The organism is Limnobacter sp. SAORIC-690, from assembly GCF_002954425.1.
Lineage (GTDB): Bacteria > Pseudomonadota > Gammaproteobacteria > Burkholderiales > Burkholderiaceae_B > Limnobacter > Limnobacter profundi.
In genome coordinates this window covers 2958877-2975321 of record NZ_MQVZ01000001.1, presented here as the reverse complement: position 1 = coordinate 2975321, position 16445 = coordinate 2958877, and the positions used below count along the sequence as shown (strand labels likewise).

Below are 16445 nucleotides of genomic sequence, written 5' to 3'. Positions count from 1 at the left end.
GGGCAGGGCGATGACCGACGAGCAACACCCGCCCGACTCACCTTTTGACATTGCTGCTTTTTTGAAGGAATTGACCACTCGACCCGGTGTGTATCGCATGATTGATGCGAATGGCACAGTAATGTATGTGGGCAAAGCCAAGAACCTGAAAAAACGCGTTTCATCGTATTTCCAGAAAACCCATGCCAGCCCGCGCACCAGCCATATGGTGGAGCGAATTGTGAGGGTGGATGTAACACCAACCCGAACTGAAGCAGAGGCCTTGCTGCTTGAGAACAACCTGATCAAAAGCTTAAGCCCACGCTACAACATTTTGTTTCGCGATGACAAAAGCTACCCCTACTTGCGGCTGACGAATCACAAGTACCCGCGTGTGGCTTATTACCGTGGTGCGGTGGATAAAAAATCACAGTTTTTCGGACCCTTTCCCAATGCTTGGGCTGTGAAGGAAAGCATTCAGGTTTTGCAGCGTGTTTTCTTGTTGCGCACTTGCGAAGACACCGTGTTTTCCCATCGATCACGACCCTGTTTGCAGGCTCAAATTCAACGTTGCAGCGCGCCTTGTGTGAACTGGATCAGCCCGGAAGATTATGCAAAGGATGTGGAAGCCGCATCGCGTTTCCTGCGGGGCGACCACAAATCGGTTTTGGCCAATCTTGAAGAGAAAATGCTGGAGGCCAGTGGCTTACTTGAGTTTGAGAAAGCCGCAATGTATCGCAATCAGTTGGGTGCATTGAGCCGGGTGCTGCAGAAGCAGTCGGTGGACACCACGGGTGGAGACGATGATGCAGACATCATTGCGGTGGTGATCAAGGGGGGAGCGGTTTGCGTGAACCTGGCGATGGTGCGGGGTGGGAGGCATTTGGGTGACAAGCCGATGTTTCCCAGTGTGGCACAGGCCAGCGAAGATATCGGGCCTGAGGTGCTTGAGGCGTTCTTGAGTCAAGCGTATGTGGACAGGCCGATTCCCAACTTGTTGATTGTCAATCAGGATTTGGATGCGCCTGAATTGTTGATGGCTTTGAGTCAACAGGCTGGCAAAAAAATCAATCTGATCCGACAGCCTCAGAGTGAGCGCCGAAAGTGGCTTGATATGGCCGTCGACAACGCAGAGATCGCGATTGCAAGGCGAATTGCCGAGCAGGGCTCTGCGCAATTCCGCACGCGTGCGCTTGTCGAAACTCTGGGCCTGGAAGCCCGGTTGGAAGAGGCCTTGCAAGCCTCAGAGGCGGACCGATTGTTGAGTGGGAATTCTGTGGGGACTGACCTTGCCGGGGACTCATCCGCAGCGAAGGAGATCGATTTACTGGCCACCTTGCGTGTGGAGTGCTTTGATATTTCGCACACCGCAGGTGAGGCCACTCAAGCTTCTTGTGTGGTGTTTCACAACCACGATATGCAAAGCCGCGAGTATCGCCGTTACAACATTGAAGGCATTACTCCAGGCGATGATTATGCGGCCATGCGTCAAGCTGTAACCCGACGCTATCAGCGTGAGGGCAAAACCCCGATTGTGATGCCCCATGTGGTGTTGATCGACGGTGGCAAAGGACAAATTGAAGTGGCCCGGCAGGTGTTTGAACAGCTAGGGCTGGATATCAGCCTGATTGTCGGTGTCAAAAAGGGCGAGAACCGCAAGGTGGGGCTGGAAACTTTGGTGTTTCCAGATGGCCGACCCAGCCTTGAGTTGGGGCCAGGCCACCCGGCGCTGATGTTGATTGCACAAATTCGGGATGAGGCTCACCGTTTTGCGATTACCGGCATGCGGGCCAAACGGGCCAAAGCAAGGCAGGCTTCCGAGCTGGATGAAATTGAAGGCATTGGTGCACGCCGTAAGCAAAAATTGCTGACCCGTTTTGGCGGTCTGCGTGGTGTGAAAGCGGCCAGTGTTGAAGACTTGCAAACAGTCGAAGGAATCTCCAAAACGCTGGCCGAAGAAATATATCGGCGTTTGCACTGAAGATGTGCGCCTCAATGGGTGTTGTCGCTGATATATTCTGTACCTCTATAGAGTGTATTTTTTACTTAACAAAAGAAAAACACATATGCCAATGAACCTGCCCATGATCCTGACCTGGGTCCGGATTGTACTGATTCCCCTGGTTGTCGGCATTTATTTTCTGCCTGAAACAATCATGTCCATCTCCATGCAAAACTGGGTAGGTGCCTGGGTGTTTGTTTTCGCAGCCATTACAGACTTTGTCGATGGTTACCTGGCACGCCGCTGGAATCAAACCTCGGCTTTTGGTGCATTTCTTGACCCGGTGGCCGACAAGCTGATGGTGGGCGCTGCCCTGATTGTGTTGGTTGACCTTGGGCGAATTGGTCCTTTTATTGCGTTGATTATTATTGGCCGCGAAATTACCATTTCTGCGTTGCGGGAATGGATGGCCAGCGTTGGTGCGCGCAACAGTGTGGCTGTGAACAGGCTTGGCAAATTCAAAACCATTGCGCAAATGGTGGCCATTCCCATGCTGTTGGTGAACGAAACCTGGATGGGCATTGACTTCCATGTGTTGGGTACTTTGGGTATTTATGTGGCAGCCGTTTTGACGGTTTGGTCGATGTGCTATTACCTGATGAAAGCCTGGCCAGAACTCCGCAATCGAAGCTGATCGCTTCCGTATATTTCGCCATGAACAAAAGCAACTTGCTGCCCCAGCCCTACCCGTTGCGGCAGGCACTCAATGATGAAGTGCATTCCCGCCCCACCGAGGCCTTGTGGCCGCAGGAAAGGGTGTTTCACATTGCTTTGCTGGTGCAAGGCGATGTAACACCTGAAATTGTTGGGCAATTGCAAGCCTTGGTGGACTATTGCGGGTGCAAGCCGGTTTCTGATGAAGAGCTTGCAGCCCCCCAGGTCAGTCTTAGTCTGTGTGGCGGCGAGTCGGCCTTGCGCCTGCGCCTGGAGCGCCACAACGAATTCATTACCTTGACCTTCTTTGAGCGGGCTGACCATGCGATCGTGTTCGATCGCCCGGTGATTCGCCGTTTGCCTCCCAGCTGGATGGCCGCTTTGCCAGGGGTAATGCTGGTGGCCATTGAACTGTTTGTTCAAAAAACAGAAAACCCTCGAGAGCCGCGAAGCGTGGCAGGTTACTTTGATGGCAACACCCTGATTGGTGGCATGATTGCCAACGGAGCGGGGCAGGTGTTTTCTGACCTTCGAATTGCAGACCGCGGTGCAAGCCGCATTTTGATTTGTAATTTGAAGATGGGCTCGCGGCAATTGGGCCGAGTGGTTCAGCGCGCCATCGAGATGGAAACATACCGAATGATGGCTCTGCTGAGTTTTCCAGTTGCGCGTGCCACGTTGCCAAAGCTTTCTTCGTATGAAGACCGCTTGGTGAAGCTGGCCACAGAAATGGCGGAGACCAGTAAAACCGAAGACCTGGCTGAAGTGACCAGCGAGGACGTGGAACTGGATCGAAAGTTGTTGAGCCAGCTGACCGATCTGGCCGCACGCGTGGAGCAGTTAAGCGCCGAGAACCGGGTGCGTTTTACCGCTGCGGAAGCCTACACCGACCTGGTTAAAAAACGCATTGCTGAATTGAAAGAAATTCCCATGGTGGGCATGCAAACTTTTGGTGAGTTCATGGACCGCCGGTTGGGCCCCGCCATGAAAACCTGCACCTGGACAGCTCGCCGGCAAGATGAGTTGGCGGCCCGTATTTCGCGGGTTACACAGCTGTTGCGCACGCGCGTTGAAATTGAGCGGGAAAGCCAAAACCAGCGCTTGCTAACCAGCATGGACAAGCGTGCCAAGGTGCAGTTGCGTTTGCAGGAAACCGTAGAGGGATTGTCGATTGTTGCCATTTCCTACTACGGTGCCAGTTTGGTGGGGTACCTGGCCAAAGGGCTGAAAACCATGGGTGTGCCGGTTTCTCCAGATTTGGCGATTGCTGTGGCCATTCCAACCATTGCGGTGTTGGCTTATGTGAGTATGCAAGCCATGAAAAAGCGCATGGGCTTGAAGGGCTGAGCAATATTCAGAAATATTGTCCCGAGAGGTTTCCAAACCAAAGGGTTTGTGGTTATAATTGCGGGCTCGGAAGCTTGGCAGAGCGGTTGAATGCACCGGTCTTGAAAACCGGCGAGGGTGCGAGCTCCGTGAGTTCGAATCTCACAGCTTCCGCCAAAAACATCAAAACCCGCCCTTGTGGCGGGTTTTTTGTTTTTGCGACCTGTGAGTAGATTCGAACGAACGGATCGTGAAAATAATAGTTCGGTGGAGTTCCCGAAAGGGAACGAAACGAGGGAGCACCGAAGGTGCGAGAACAATCTCACAGCTTCCGCCAAAAACATCAAAACCCGCCCTTGTGGCGGGTTTTTGTTTTTGCGACCTGTGAGTAGATTCGAACGAACGGATCGTGAAAAGATGATTGTCAGCACACAACAAAAAACCGCCTCGAGGGCGGTTTTTTGCATTCGGAGATAAGACACGGTCAATTATCTGTAAAGCACGCCTGGCAACCACATGCCGATTTGTGGGAACACATACAGCACGAACATGGCGAAGATCTGAATGAACATGAATGGAATCATGCCCATGAAAATCTGGTTCAGCGTGACTCCGGGTGGCGATACGCCTTTCAGGTAGAACGCTGCCATGGCCACAGGTGGAGACAGGAAGGCAGTCTGCAGGTTCAATGCGACCAGCAAGCCGAAGAACAGCGGGTCTACGTCAAAGTAGGGCAGCAGCGGGATGAAAATCGGCATGAAAATCACGATGATTTCTGTCCATTCCAAAGGCCAGCCCAACAAGAAAATAATCACTTGTGACAGCAGCAGGAATTCAATGGGGGTCAGGCCCAAAGAAAGCACCCATGTTTCAACCAGTTCTTGTCCACCCAGCAGTGCGAATGCAGCAGAGAAGATGGATGAACCCACGAACAACCAGCACACCATGGCGGTGGTTTTGGAAGTCAGGAACGCAGATTCACGCAGCACAGGGAAACTGAGTTGCCTGTAACCCGCCGCCAACATCAAACCACCGAATGCGCCCACTGCCGCGGCCTCAGAAGGTGTTGCCAGCCCAAACACAATGCTGCCCAGCACGGCCAGAATCAAAATGGCCAGAGGGAAGAATGAGGTTAGCAACATTTTGAAAACTTCGAGACGTTCGAAGCTTAGACGCACGTAGTAATAAACCAGCACAGCCGCCACGATCAGCAAAGAAATCCAGAAATTCATGGGGGCTGGCTGTGACTCGGCTTCTTCGGCAACGGCTTCAGCGGGAGCAGCCGGCTCTTCCAGTGCAGGTGCCACCTCGGAAGTTTCAGCGCCAGCTGGTTCGTCAAATCCAAAGTCGTAATTGCTGCTGCTCGATCCTTGGTATTCAGAGCCAAAGCTGACCAAGCCAGAAGTGTCGAATGCTGCTTCCTTTGGGGCTGTGAGTGAGGAATACACCAAGCCTAAAATAAATGCCGCGAAAATGGCGGGCAACATGGCCACAAAAAGCTGGCCAGCCACCTGACCACCAGTCAAATTACCTTCACGACGGCCCTTTAATCCATTTACCAAAGCCGATACTGCGCGGCTGCTGCCGTAGGTACGCTTCAATGAATCAAGAACCGGACTGAGCGGTACTTTGCGATCTTCTTCAGACAAGGGTGGGGCGCACTTCGGATTGATTTTTGCACGGATCATGATGTAGGCAATGTACATGCCAGTCAGCATCAAACCGGGGAAAAACGCACCCGCGTAAAGCTGAACCACGGAAACACCCGCGGTGGCACCGTACACAATCAGCAGCACAGAAGGTGGAATCAAAATACCCAAGCAACCACCCGCGGTAATTGCACCGGCAGCCATTTTGGTATCGTAACCGGCTTTCATCATGCTGGGCATCGCCAACAGGCCCATCAGTGTAACTACCGCGCCCACAATACCGGTTGCGGTGGCAAAAATTGCGCAGGTCACCAATGTGGCCACACCCAAAGCACCGGGGAGGCGCGCCATGGCCAAGTGTAAGGATTTGAACAGCTTTTCGATCAGGTTGGCACGTTCAACCAGGTAGCCCATGAACACAAAGAGCGGCACTGAGATCAGCACGTCGTTGGTCATGACTTTGTAGGTGGATTGCACCATCAAATCAAGGGTTTGCTGGATGTTACCGTCGTATGCAAAATAGGTGAAAATTACACCCATACCCATCAAGGTAAAGGCGGTGGGGAAGCCCAGCATGATGGCGACAACCACCAAAGAGAGCATTAACAAGCCGAGGTGACCATCTGTAATTTCAGAGGGCGCAGGCATTGCGATGGCGACCCCGATCAGGATCATCGCCATGATGGCAAGGCCAAAATATAGTTCTTTTTTCATGATGATTCCTGTTATTTCTTGCTGAGAGAGGCTTTCAGCTTCTCTACATCCACTTCTTCCACGTCGTCTTCACGCTTGGGCCAAGCACCATTTTTGATACACAATGCGCAACGAAGTACCTCGACGATGCCTTGCAACAACAAAAAGAAACCAGCGAGAGGAATGAAGGCCTTGAAGGGATAAATGGGCGGTCCATCGGCAGTGATCGAGGACATTTCCTTAATGGCCCAGGCTTCGTCAGCGAATGTGTAACCTGCGTAGGTCAATGCGATGATGCCGGGGAAGAAAAAAACAAAATACAGAATGATGTCCAGGATGGCTTGAGTTCTGGGTTCAAGAAAACCATACAGAATGTCACCACGCACATGGCCGTTGGTGGCCAGTGTGTAAGCACCTGCCATCATGAACAGAATGCCGTAAAGAATATAGGATGCGTCGAAAACCCACGGGTTGGGGCTGTTCAGGGCGTACCGGGTAAACACCTCGAACACAATAACACCAGTCAACAGCACAATGGTCCAGGCAAATAAATGCCCTACCTTCGTTGAAATTTTGTCGACCAAATGAAGAAAAGATAACATGGGGTGAACCTCGGGTTCGGTTAAAAAAAAGCCAACACCCGTTGTGCAGGTGCTGGCTTTTCGTGGCGTTGCAAATTACTTCTTTTGTGCGTAGAACGCTTGTGCCATTTTGAAGTCGACAGAGGTGTCGGCTTGCCATTTGGCAGCACGTGCAGCAAATGCACGCTGCGATTCAAACACTTTCTTGAACATTGGGTTTGAAGCGGTTTTTTCTTTGGTCACTTCGTCCCATGCTTTCAATTGAGCCTTCAGGATGCTGTCAGGGGTTTTGAAGAACTTCACGCCCTGCTTGCTTTGCATTTCCATGTAGTCTTTGGAATAGCGGTCCACCGCTTTCCAGCTCATGTCAGCAGAAGAGGCCTCGGCAGCGTTCGCAATGATTGCTTTGATTTCAGCTGGCAGTTTGTTGTACTTGGTCTTGTTGAACATGATTTCAAACTGTTCAGAAGACTGGTGGAAAGATTGCAACATGCACACTTTCGAAACGTCTGGGAAGCCCAAGACACGGTCTGAAGAGGCGTTGTTGAATTCAGCTGCGTCCAGCAAGCCACGGTCCATCGCAGGAACAATCTCGCCGCCTGGAAGTGCGTTAACAGCCACGCCCATTTTCGTGAACATGTCCACAGACAAGCCCACGGTGCGGAATTTCAGTCCCTTCAAATCTTCCGGCTTGGTCACTGGCTTTTTGAACCAGCCCAAGGGTTGTGTTGGCATTGGGCCGGACATGAATGAAACCACGTCCATGTTCAGGTCGCCGTAAATTTCTTCCAGCAATTCCTTGCCGCCGCCGTATTTGTGCCAGGCCAACAGCATGTTTGCGTCCATGCCGAAAGAAGGGCCAGAACCCCACAGGGCTACTGCCGCGTTCTTGCCGTACCAGTAAGCGATCACGCCGTGGCCGCCATCCAAAGTACCCTTGCTCACCGCATCCAGCAAGTCGAAAGCTTTTACCACTGAGCCAGCTGGCAGTACTTCAATTTTCAGGCGACCACCAGTCATGCTGTTTACCTTGTCGGCAAAATCAACGGCATACTCGTGGAAAATGTCTTTCTGGGGCCATGTGCTCTGGAAGCGCATGTTCACTGTTTGAGCAGTGGAAATCATGGGGAACGCCATGGCGCCTGCACCTACTGCAGCCACTGATGTGCCTTTGATAAAATCGCGGCGCTTTTGGTTGTTCACTGAGTCAGTCATTTTGCCTCCTTAAATTGATTTAGCTTTCGACTGTTGTTTTTGGTTTTACTTTTCGAACCTGCATTGTGATAGCCACCCACTTGTAACTAAATAGGAGCAAACCCTTATCCGGGCAGCTTTTATGCACCATTTCAGGTCGGGATTTACCCTGTGTTTCCGCCTTGAGAATTTCACTTTATTTTGCAATCGTTGCAAATCCGTATAAAAGCTCTCAATAACTGTCCGTATAGCTACCACAAAATTGTGAACTAATCGAAAGCTGCTTCTAATCAGTGAATTCGGGCATTGGGCTTGCAGTGAAGGGGAATGATTTCAACAAAGAAGGACCCTTTCATGAACACATTGATCAAACTTATTTCGCTTCTTGTGATCGTCGCTTCAGCGGCTTGCAGTTCAGATGAAACAGCTTTTACAGGGTCACCCGGAGGTTCAAACGGCTCTCCGACCGATCCTGCAGAAGGCGGTGAAGACCCGCCAGTGGAAAATCCCGAGCCAGAGGTTTTTGTGGATAAGTCACTGCGACCACCTGCAGAATTTTTTGAGTTGGTGGAAGCGGACATGCAAATGGTGCATGACACCTTTGCTGGTCGAACAAAAATGCGGGATGGAAGCACTTTGACTTGCGAAGCATTGACCAAAATGTACATTGAGCGAATTTTTATGTACAACGACAATCCGCAACCCAATGGTGGTTTGCCGATTAGTGCGGTGTTGGCGATTAATCCGCAAGCGTTGGAAATCGCAAAAGGACTGGATGCACAATACGCCGCTGATGGCGGCGTAGCCGATCGCTATTTGCATTGCATGCCTGTGTTGTTGAAAGACAATTACGACACCGTTGATCACCCGTCCACTTCAGCTTCGTATTCCATGTTGGGTCATCAGGCGGGGGTTGATGCACCCTCTGTGGCCGGCTTGCGCAAGGCTGGCGCTGTTATTTTGGGCAAGGCGCATCAAGACGAATTTGCGTATTTCACCACCGGGTTTTCAGGGCGTACTGTACTGGTCACCAATCCATACAACACGCAAGAGAGTTCGGCGGGTTCGTCGTCAGGATCCGGTGCCGCGCTGGCCTCCAATTTTGCGATTGGAGGCACAGGTAGCGACACTTGCCAGTCTATCCGGCACCCGTCATCCGTCAGTGGACTGGTGGGAATTCGACCCAGCATCGGGGTTATTTCACGTAAGGGAATTTTTCCGCTTTCACATATCCGTGACACTGGCGGGCCAATGACACGTTCAGTGCGTGACTCTGCGTTGATGCTGACGGCAATGGCGAGCATTGACCCTGTGGATGATCCGGACACTACTTTGTTTAAAGCTGAAGATCGTCCGGACACTTACCTGCGTTTTCTGGACCGTGACACGCATGGGGTGAAAGGCAAGAAAATTGGTGTGTTGCGCCAACTGGGTACCAGCACCACGCCAGCCGGAACTGGGGAGCAGGGTGCCTTGATTGAAAAGGCTGTGACAAAAATGCGTGAAATGGGTGCCGAAGTGTATGAAGTGTTTTTGCCCAGTTTTCAGAACCGGGGCGGTGGCTCGACCCACTACGACACCAACCGCTACTTTTTTGAGTTTGTGCGCGATGGTGGGAAAAGCCCGCGGAAATGTTTGAGCAGCGCATTCTTCGCGAGCAACCCCGATGTATTGCCCAATTGTGGCACCACTGAAGGCATTCTTGAAACCTTGCGCGTGGGGCCACGCACGGCCGGACTTGTTGCAGTAAGTGCCTCTGGGGATCCCGGTGGAAAACCCACACAAGCCCAAATTGATGCCATTGCACTGGAACGCGATTACGTGACCAAGGTGATGAATGGGGAACTGGACGCCTTGGGTGACAAAGAGGCCATGGTGCTGGATGCTCAGGGCAATGCAGTCAAGGTCAAGCTTGATGCACTGGTGTTGTCTCCGGGCCCCACGGGTGGGCGTACTTGCGATTTCGGCTCAACCACGCAAATGGGTTCGATCGTGGTGCCAGTGGGTTTTGATTCACAGGCAGGAACCCCAAGAGGCATGGAAATTTTCGTGAGACGTTTTGACGAAGGCACAGGATTGGGCATTGCATTTGATTTTGAGCAGGCTACGTTGCACCGCCGTGCGCCGAACATTGCCGCATCTCCCCTGTATGCAAACCAAACCATTGGTGAATTCAACAGCCGTGCGCAAATGGCCTTGATGAAGGCACAGTTCGAGGCGCCCGAAGATTTGCCTGTGGAAACTTATGTACAGGCTTTGAGAGATTTGACTGGTTTGTAATGATTTGAGGCAGAAAAAAACCGCTGTGGTTATTTTAACCACAGCGGTTTTTTATTGGGTGTTTAATCAAGCTGAGGCGGTTTGTTTCTCCCCGGCTTTTTTCTGTTCACGCAGTTTGCCTATGCTTTCTACCTTGCGCTGTTTCTCGTGCAGGAAGCTGAGCACCTCATGGCGATAATGGTTATAGGTGGGGTCGTCGGCCAAGGCCAAACGGTCGCGTGGTCGGGGTAGATCAATGTTCAGAATTTGACCAATGGTGGCAGAAGGGCCATTGGTCATCATCACAATACGATCAGACAACAATACGGCTTCGTCTACATCGTGCGTAATCATGACCACGGTGTTCTTCAACTCATTCTGAATTCGCATCACTTCGTCTTGCAGGTGGGCACGTGTGAGCGCATCCAGTGCACCGAAGGGTTCGTCCAACAGCAACACTTTGGGTTCCATGGCCAGTGCACGTGCAATACCCACACGTTGCTTCATGCCACCCGATATCTCAGAGGGCAAACGATCAAGTGCATGGCTCATGTTCACCATGTCGAGGTTGTGCAAAATCCATTCGCGCTGCTCCGCTTTGCTTTTCTTGCCTTTGAATATTTTTTCAACAGCAATTTCCACGTTTTGATACACGGTCAACCAGGGCAGCAGGGAGTGGTTCTGGAACACCAAGGCGCGGTCAGGGCCAGGTGCGTTCACCTCCTTGTTGTCGACAATGACCACGCCTTCGCTGGCTGTGAGCAGGCCCGCAATGATATTCAGTACCGTGGACTTTCCACAGCCCGAGTGACCAATCAGTGAAATGTATTCACCACGATTCACCTCCAGGTTGATGTCTTTTAATACTGGGTTCACGATGCCGTTGCGCTCGAAACGCATTTGCACCTGGGAAATACTTAAAAATCGATCGCTCATGTTATTACTCCTTAACCTGCGGATGTGCCGCGTGTAATTTTCTTGCCCACCCAGGCGACGCAGCGGTCGAGGATGAAACCGACGATGCCCACATACACCAGCGCCAAAACGATGTCGCTAATGAGCGAGCTGTTCCAGGCGTCCCAGATGAAGAAGCCGATACCCACACCACCAATCAGCATTTCTGCCGCAACAATGGCCAGCCAGCTAAGACCCACACCAATGCGCAGACCCGAGAAAATATACGGTGCAGCCGCAGGCAGCATGATCTTCCAGAAGTACTCAATGCCGTTGTGTTGAATAACACGTGACACGTTGCGGTAGTCTTCAGGAATATTGCGAATGCCCACCGAGGTATTGATGATGATGGGCCAAATGGCTGTGATGAAGATCACGAATATTGCAGACGGGTTTCCATCCTGAAAACCCGCCAGCGACAAAGGCAACCACGCCAGCGGGGGCACGGTGCGCAGTACCTGAAACAGTGGGTCAAGCCCGCGTAAAGCCCATGTGGATTGGCCCACCAACACACCCAGCGCCACGCCCACCACCACAGCAAGGCTGTAACCCATAGCCACACGTTCAAGGCTTGCCAGAATTTGCCAAGCCATGCCCACATCGCTTCCGCCGTTGTTGTAGAACGGGTTGGTGATCAATTCCCACGTGTCAGTGATTACTTTGCTTGGGCCTGGTAAACGTGCACCTTCGCCGCTGCACAGAATTTCCCAGATCAACAGCAAAATGCTCATGATTACGATCGGAGGAACAATCTTGCCCATGCTCTCCTTCAATTGCTTGAAGGCGGCGGTTTCAACAAAGGGTTTGCTTTTTACCTTGGGGGCGGTTTGCAGTCGCTCAAGTGTGTCGGTATTCATCATGATGATGTGTCCTTAGTGCTTAGATGAATCAAGCCTTCAACGCTTTAATGACCAAGCTGTCGAGGTACGCCTTCGGGTTTTTCGGATCAAACACCTTGCCGTCGAAGAATTTTTCGACGCCGCGAGATGTGCTGGTCGGAATGTCTTTCGCAGCCACACCCAGTTCTTTCGCTGCGCTTCTCCAAATGTCTTCGCGGTTTACTTTCTTGATCAGTGCGTTGGTATCCAGCTTGCTGGGCAGGTAGCCCCAGCGCTGGTTTTCCGTGATGAACCACAGGTCGTGACTTTGGAATGGATAAGACGCCTGGTTGCTCCAGTATTTCATCAAGTGCTTGCTGTTGTCTTCGACACGGCCAGTGCCATAATCGAATTGACCTTTCATGCGCTCAATAATGTCGCCCACGGGGGCGTTGATCCAGCGTCGCTGTGAACAGATTTTCGCGACCTCGTCTTTGTTGGCAGGGTCATCGCAGAACATTTGTGCTTCCATGACCGCTTTCAGAATGGCCTTGGTTGCATTCGGATTGGCTTGCACATAATCCGCACGCAAGCTGAGCGCTTTTTCTGGGTGGTTGTTCCAAAGCTCGCCTGTGGTGACCGCGGTGTAGCCAATTTTCTGGTGAATCAGCTGGAGGTTCCAGGGCTCGCCTACACAGAATGCATCCATGCTGCCCACTTTCATATTGGCGACCATCTGGGGTGGAGGAACCACAATGGTGGATACGCTGTTATTGGGGTCAATGCCCGCAGCAGCCATCCAGTAGCGGATCCACAAGTCGTGCGTGCCACCCGGGAAAGTCATTGCTGCGCTAACAGGTTTGCCGCCGCCTTTTTTGGCTGCCAGTGCTGCCTTGAACTCCATGGCGTTGGTGCCTACTTTCAGGTCTTTGAATTCATTGCTCACTGAGATCCCTTGGCCGTCCAGGTTCAAGCGGCACAGAATATTCATCGGCACCGGAATATTGTTGGTGGTAATCGCCCCTGTTGTGAGCAGATAGGCCATGGGTGTCAACAGGTGTGCGCCGTCAATGCCGTTGCCTGCCGAGCCCAGTACCAGGTTGTCGCGGGTGGTGCCCCAAGAAGACTGCTTCAACACTTCAACATCGGTCATGCCGTGCTTTTTGAAGAACCCTTTTTCATCAGCCACAAACAATGGTGCAGCATCGGAAAGCGCAATGAATCCCAACTTGGCTTTTGTGGTTTCCAGTTTGGTGGACTGGGCCATGACGATGGAGGGGGCGCCAAAACCAGCCAGCAGGGTTGAACCCCACACCGCTGCGGATTGTTTGATGAACGTGCGGCGTGTTTCCGACAACTCGGTTTTTTTGTCTGTTGGTTTGTTGCTCATGGTGTGCGTCCTTCTAAGTTCAACACAAGAAAAAACGGCGCACATCACCACACCTGCCCAAGCAAGTTTGGGATGGACGCCGTTGTCCGGTACTTCAATCACTTCAATGCAATTGACCTGATCCGTCGTTGGTCATGGTCTCAGTACACACTTAGCAGAATGTGTGCCATGCAAAAAAGGGGTGCATAGTTGTGAAATTGAGTTAAATCAGTGCGGGATTCCACGCTAATTTTGGTGCGTGGAGCGAGTTTGGTGCGGCGCACCAAATAAATCGGTGCGCCGGTTTTGATGGATGTGGTGCATGCACCGGTTTGATGTGCGTGTTTCGGTGCTTATTTTTGAAGTGCGCGAATACCAACCCAGGCAAAAAAGAGGGCATAAGCCAAATCGATGAGGCCATAGCCAGAGTAAAACAGGGCGAGCAGTGGTGTTTCCTCACGGATGATGGGCAGCATGTCTGATTTGCTGCTGATCCAGATGACCCAGGTGTACACGTAGATCGCCTTCTCGAATGCAAATACAAAGCAGATTGCTGGCAGTTGATGCGCTTGTCTGGCCACAGCCAGGTACGCCAGACCCCATACCATCACCATGAAAGTACCGAAATCAGAAAAGACTTCGGGTGATAATTTGTGGAAGGCCGTGTTGGTGAAAAACTCGCTGGCGGCGAGCATGCCAAATATATTGGTAAAGCCGGCGGCAATAAAGCCCAGAAAAATGAACCGGTTATTTGCTGTGCTGTTCAAAAGTTGTCTCCGTTTGTTGTTTTGAGTGTTTTTGGATACTACCTGAATACTATATACTTGCGCCCCATGGAGAAGTGCGAGAGCGGCTGAATCGGCCTGACTCGAAATCAGGTAAGGGGGCAACCTCTTCGAGGGTTCGAATCCCTCCTTCTCCGCCAAAAAACAAAAAGCCCCGAAAGGGGCTTTTTGTTGACTATCGACACGGCCAGTGTCGCGTGGAGCGGCACGCAGGTGCGGCGAATTACCTTGGCAAATTCAGTGAATAAGTACTTGTGGTACCACTCACTTCACTGCTCACAACCAGCAGGTCATTACCAGTTGGAGAATCGGCTGCTGCGATAAACACCAGTCCTTCAGGGCCGAGGTCCCCGAAGGCGGCAAGTTGCTCTGGCGTTGTCGCATCTTCGGGTTCCATGTCCCAAATTTCACGGGTGTTCAGGTAATCCACGCGGAATGGTGCCGCAGGGTTTGTGATGTCGTAAATCAATACCCCACCAAACCGTTCCAAACCGATGAAGGCATAGGTTTTGGTACCCACCGTGCCAATTGCGATGCCCTCCGGTTCCGGACCCTTGGCATCGCTACGGCTGTCCAGTGCATTGCCTTCATCGTGACCAGAATTGAAGAAGTCTTTGCAGGGGATATTTCGGGCGCTGCCAGCCATGCATTCGTCACTGGCGAAGAATTTTTCAAACTCTGCTCCGGAGTCAAACACCAAGGCCCCATTCTCGTCGAATATGGAAAATGATCGGCCGCCGTATGAGTAAAGGCGGTCATACATAATCCGCGTACCGGTTGGTGATACAAGTCCAGTCGCTGCGTCATACAATACAGGATTGCCGTTGACATCCTTTTGGTAACCCATGGTCCAGGTGATGTTCAAACGGCCGAGCATGTTGTCGGCGCGACAAGCCCCAGGGCTTGTGGCTGTGGCACCGCAGTAGCCAAATACCAGTGGATTGAGCAAACCGCCACCGTTACCGCCTGCAACCAGTGCGTTCAATTGTGGTGGCAGGTCATCATTCAGGCGACCCGCCCAGCCATTTGCATTCACCAAATGCTTGACACGAAATTCTTCAACAAAACCGAGTGTTGCATCGCCTGCGAAATAGTCGTCGTTGTCTTCGCCCCAGGCACGGGCGTCTCCTTCGTTCGCTGTTACCAGGTAGGTTACGCCGCCAACCGAGTAACTTGCCATGGCATCGGGAAGGTACAGGCCACGAACACCGGGCCATGTACGAATATTGATTGCACCATCTTCTTCATCGGATGCGTCAAATTCGTTGCCCGCCAGGCCGTGGTCCTTTTCGCCCAATGGGAAAATATCGGTCACTGTGGCGGTCGCAATATTGATTTTCGCGATTGCATTGTTCTCTTGCAGGGTGACGAAAGCGGTGGTGTTGTCCTGTGAAATCGTGATGTATTCAGGTTCAATGTCCTGCGCGGCGCTGGCACCATTCATGATGCTGCCTCCAGCAGTGTTGGTTGGCCCGTAGATACGAACCCCAGCAGCGCGCAAGCTGGCTGCATTGAAACCGCTGAAACTTGCGGTGGCTACTGTGGGGGTCGCTGGAGTGCTAATGTCTATGATGCTGACGCTGCCCTCAGGATCAATCCGGTAATCGTCGCTTGGTTCACCTTCATTTGCTGTCAATACTCTGGTGGCATCGGGCGTGAACACGATCATATCGGGCTGAGCACCTACAGCAATGGAGCTGATCAAGGTGAGCGTTTCTGTGTTGTAGAAGGCCGCAAGACCAGGGTTGGTTTTTGTTGCGTCTTCAATTGCAACCGCCAGAATACCGTTGGCTACTGCAATACTGTTCACCACTGAGCCCATACGAATTGCATTCGTGGTCAGTGTTTGTTCAAGCACAGGGTTTTCCGGGTCGCTCAAGTCGAGTACATCAATAGCCCCGGCTTGTGCATTGACCACGAACAAGCGTTGGCTTACCGGGTCGTATGCCGGGATCTCTGCTGCTGATGCATCATAGATTCCAGAATTGTAGGTGCTCAGTCTTGAAATACTGGTGGTTTCGCTGCTGCTGACCGCAGGAGGGGTGTTGTTGTCGCTGCCGCAGGCAACCAAAGTGGCAGCAGCAATCGTGCTGAGTGCGAATAGTTGAAGTTTTGTCTTTGTCATAGTAATAGGCTCAAGTCGCTTTTAAAGCACTTGAGCCTATTGTTAAAAAATGAAAAC

Annotated in this window: 12 protein-coding genes and 2 tRNA genes; 6 read left to right on the top strand and 8 right to left on the bottom strand. The window is 51.9% G+C overall.

The features are described from left to right. The first annotated feature begins 10 nt into the window (after nucleotides 1-10). From uvrC to BSZ31_RS14175, 4 genes are all read left to right on the top strand, one after another. On the top strand, nucleotides 11-1960 hold the full coding sequence (uvrC, locus tag BSZ31_RS14190) for an excinuclease ABC subunit UvrC (protein WP_105029297.1): 1950 nt from the start codon (nucleotides 11-13) through the stop codon (nucleotides 1958-1960). 85 nt (nucleotides 1961-2045) lie between these two features. Then, nucleotides 2046-2615, top strand: a complete 570-nt coding sequence (gene pgsA / locus BSZ31_RS14185) for a CDP-diacylglycerol--glycerol-3-phosphate 3-phosphatidyltransferase (protein ID WP_105029296.1) — start codon at nucleotides 2046-2048, stop codon at nucleotides 2613-2615. Between the two features lie 20 nt (nucleotides 2616-2635). Next, nucleotides 2636-3982 (top strand): DUF3422 family protein, encoded by a 1347-nt coding sequence (locus BSZ31_RS14180; protein ID WP_105029295.1) that lies wholly within the window; start codon nucleotides 2636-2638, stop codon nucleotides 3980-3982. A gap of 68 nt (nucleotides 3983-4050) precedes the next feature. Beyond that, nucleotides 4051-4138: transfer RNA gene (locus BSZ31_RS14175), tRNA-Ser, on the top strand. Between the two features lie 311 nt (nucleotides 4139-4449). Here the strand turns inward: BSZ31_RS14175 and BSZ31_RS14170 are convergent. The 3 genes from BSZ31_RS14170 to BSZ31_RS14160 all read right to left on the bottom strand — a co-directional run bounded on the left by BSZ31_RS14170 (nucleotide 4450) and on the right by BSZ31_RS14160 (nucleotide 8099). Then, nucleotides 4450-6324, bottom strand: a complete 1875-nt coding sequence (locus BSZ31_RS14170) for a TRAP transporter large permease subunit (RefSeq protein WP_105029294.1) — start codon at nucleotides 6322-6324, stop codon at nucleotides 4450-4452. A gap of 11 nt (nucleotides 6325-6335) precedes the next feature. Then, complete coding sequence (locus BSZ31_RS14165) at nucleotides 6336-6905, bottom strand: TRAP transporter small permease subunit (protein ID WP_105029293.1); 570 nt, start codon at nucleotides 6903-6905, stop codon at nucleotides 6336-6338. Nucleotides 6906-6980: 75 nt separating this feature from the next. Beyond that, nucleotides 6981-8099, bottom strand: a complete 1119-nt coding sequence (locus BSZ31_RS14160; RefSeq protein ID WP_105029292.1) for a TRAP transporter substrate-binding protein — start codon at nucleotides 8097-8099, stop codon at nucleotides 6981-6983. A gap of 333 nt (nucleotides 8100-8432) precedes the next feature. Between BSZ31_RS14160 and BSZ31_RS14155 the strand changes: the two genes are divergently transcribed. Beyond that, nucleotides 8433-10358, top strand: a complete 1926-nt coding sequence (locus tag BSZ31_RS14155; protein WP_168426998.1) for an amidase family protein — start codon at nucleotides 8433-8435, stop codon at nucleotides 10356-10358. 66 nt (nucleotides 10359-10424) lie between these two features. On the opposite strand, the gene BSZ31_RS14150 is transcribed toward BSZ31_RS14155, so the two are convergent. The 4 genes from BSZ31_RS14150 to BSZ31_RS14135 all read right to left on the bottom strand — a co-directional run bounded on the left by BSZ31_RS14150 (nucleotide 10425) and on the right by BSZ31_RS14135 (nucleotide 14245). After that, on the bottom strand, nucleotides 10425-11273 hold the full coding sequence (locus BSZ31_RS14150; protein WP_206018614.1) for an ABC transporter ATP-binding protein: 849 nt from the start codon (nucleotides 11271-11273) through the stop codon (nucleotides 10425-10427). 11 nt (nucleotides 11274-11284) lie between these two features. After that, nucleotides 11285-12151, bottom strand: coding sequence for a nitrate ABC transporter permease (gene ntrB, locus BSZ31_RS14145; protein ID WP_105029289.1), 867 nt, complete (start codon nucleotides 12149-12151; stop codon nucleotides 11285-11287). A gap of 28 nt (nucleotides 12152-12179) precedes the next feature. Further along, nucleotides 12180-13499, bottom strand: a complete 1320-nt coding sequence (locus BSZ31_RS14140; protein WP_105029288.1) for a CmpA/NrtA family ABC transporter substrate-binding protein — start codon at nucleotides 13497-13499, stop codon at nucleotides 12180-12182. 332 nt (nucleotides 13500-13831) lie between these two features. Beyond that, on the bottom strand, nucleotides 13832-14245 hold the full coding sequence (locus tag BSZ31_RS14135) for a hypothetical protein (protein ID WP_105029287.1): 414 nt from the start codon (nucleotides 14243-14245) through the stop codon (nucleotides 13832-13834). 68 nt (nucleotides 14246-14313) lie between these two features. On the opposite strand from BSZ31_RS14135, the gene BSZ31_RS14130 reads away from it, so the two are divergent. Continuing rightward, nucleotides 14314-14403: transfer RNA gene (locus BSZ31_RS14130), tRNA-Ser, on the top strand. Nucleotides 14404-14486: 83 nt separating this feature from the next. Here the strand turns inward: BSZ31_RS14130 and BSZ31_RS14125 are convergent. After that, on the bottom strand, nucleotides 14487-16388 hold the full coding sequence (locus tag BSZ31_RS14125) for a choice-of-anchor I family protein (RefSeq protein ID WP_105029286.1): 1902 nt from the start codon (nucleotides 16386-16388) through the stop codon (nucleotides 14487-14489). Nucleotides 16389-16445 lie beyond the last annotated feature (57 nt).